We start from the raw sequence: 1,761 nt of genomic DNA on the forward strand, positions 1-1,761 counted from the left end.
AGCCCGTCTGGTATCTGGTGCCGGACGGTGTGGTTCAGTACATCAACAAGTACGGTCTCTACGTCCACGATGAGCACACCTCGACCACCCTTCTCGCGGTTGACCGCGATACCGAGAACGGACCCCGAGAAACCACCAGGAGCACGTTGTGAGTGAGCCTCGGTCCGAAGAGGACAGGAGCCCGAATCCTGGGGAAGCACGGGAACCGGATGCGATCGAAGAGACCAGCCTGGAGACCTCGCACGGGGAATCCGGGTCGACGGCCGCTCCGTGGACCTCGGAGGTTCCCCGGGTGCCCGGACCGGCACCGGTGATCGACCTGGACGGCCCCACCGAAACCGGTCCGGTCAGGCCGTTGGGGCCGCGTCGGCTGGCGCGACTGCAACGGGAAATGGCCGAGCACGCCCAGGAGATCCACGAGGCCGAGCAATCGAACGCCGGGGCAGTGGATCAAGACCTGCTGCTGAAGCAGCAACGATTTGCGGAACTCGCCCTGCGCGCGGCCGCGGCCAACGAGCAGGACCGCAAGGATGCCCAGTCCGCCCTGCGGGCCCGTGACGCTGAACAGGGTGATGGTGCGGGGGCAGAGCCCAATCCCGCGGCGGGGGAGGAGACCATCACGGTATCCTTCCCCGAGTCGGCCACCGTGGGTTCGTCCCTGGCCGCGGACCCGTTGCGGGTTGATCCCGGGCACTTCCCAAGTTCTCCCCTTGCTGCCGCATCGAATCCGCACACCGTGACGATCAGTGTGGTTCCGGCGGCGTCCGCGCCCGATACGGCCCTCGACGGCGCGCAGGAGCGGCGGCAAGAACCCGCGCAGGCGGCGTCGTCCGGGAACAACGCGGAGGCGGAACCGGAGGCCCTACCGTCAAACGAGTCCCTCGATCCCGATCCCAGACCGTCGGAATCGGTCAGCGCCCCCGGTACACCCGTTCGTGCCGTGGACGCCCAGGGCCTGGACCTGCTCGAGGCCAAGGATTACAAACAACGATCCGGGGCCCTGGTGCCGCTGCTCGTGCTTCTGTTCCTGCTCATCGCCGCGCTCATCGCGGTGCTCATCATTTTTGTGCTCTAACGCTTTAGTCTCTGAAAGGACTCACCCCTCTGTGACTGCATTCCCCGAATCCGTCGAGATCATTCGCACCGCCGCCCTGGCCGCGGACGAGAAGAAGGCCGAGAACATTGTGGCCTTCGACGTCAGCGACTCCCTGGCCATCACCGACGCCTTCATGCTCGCCTCCGCCCCGAATGAGCGGCAGGTCGCCGCGGTGGTCGACGCCATCGAGGACAAGCTCATCCAGGAGCACAAGGTCAAGCCACTGCGCCGCGAAGGTCGCGGCGAGGGCCGCTGGGTACTGCTCGACTTCGGCGACATCGTGATCCACGTGCTCCACGACGAGGACCGTGCGTTTTACGCCTTGGAACGTCTCTGGGGGGACAGCCCCAAGATCTCGCTGAACCTTCCCGAGCAGGTCTCCACCTCGAACGGCGACGCCGCTCCGGGCGCCTCGCACGCCGAATAACGGCCCGGTATCCGGACGGCCCGATGCGGAACACCCGATTTGCACGGCGGGTGAACGACTGTCTAGGATAAATGCGTTGCCCACGAGGAATGCCACGGAAAGCACACGGACAACCGGCATCGGTTGGTTGTACGGACTGTGGTAAAGTCTTCGAGGTAAAGCACGGGGCTATGGCGCAGCTGGTAGCGCACCTGCATGGCATGCAGGGGGTCAGGGGTTCGAGTCCCCTTAGCTCCAC

The 1,761-nt window shown here is 65.5% G+C and carries 2 protein-coding genes, 1 tRNA gene and 1 pseudogene; all 4 read left to right on the plus strand.

The genetic code is table 11. The features are described 5' to 3' along the window. Positions 1–152 (plus strand): annotated as a pseudogene (locus tag Q4E95_RS13515) (nicotinate-nucleotide adenylyltransferase); the annotation flags it as partial. After that, complete coding sequence (locus Q4E95_RS13520; RefSeq protein ID WP_303383792.1) at positions 149–1,075, plus strand: hypothetical protein; 927 nt, start codon at positions 149–151, stop codon at positions 1,073–1,075. The pseudogene Q4E95_RS13515 and the gene Q4E95_RS13520, both read left to right, overlap by 4 nt. Positions 1,076–1,106: 31 nt before the next feature. Beyond that, positions 1,107–1,523, plus strand: a complete 417-nt coding sequence (gene rsfS, locus Q4E95_RS13525; RefSeq protein WP_303383793.1) for a ribosome silencing factor — start codon at positions 1,107–1,109, stop codon at positions 1,521–1,523. Between the two features lie 164 nt (positions 1,524–1,687). Then, a tRNA-Ala gene (locus Q4E95_RS13530) sits at positions 1,688–1,760 on the plus strand. Position 1,761 lies beyond the last annotated feature (1 nt).

The sequence above is a fragment of the Kocuria sp. genome (assembly GCF_030536815.1).
GTDB classification, from domain to species: Bacteria; Actinomycetota; Actinomycetes; order Actinomycetales; family Micrococcaceae; genus Kocuria; species Kocuria gwangalliensis.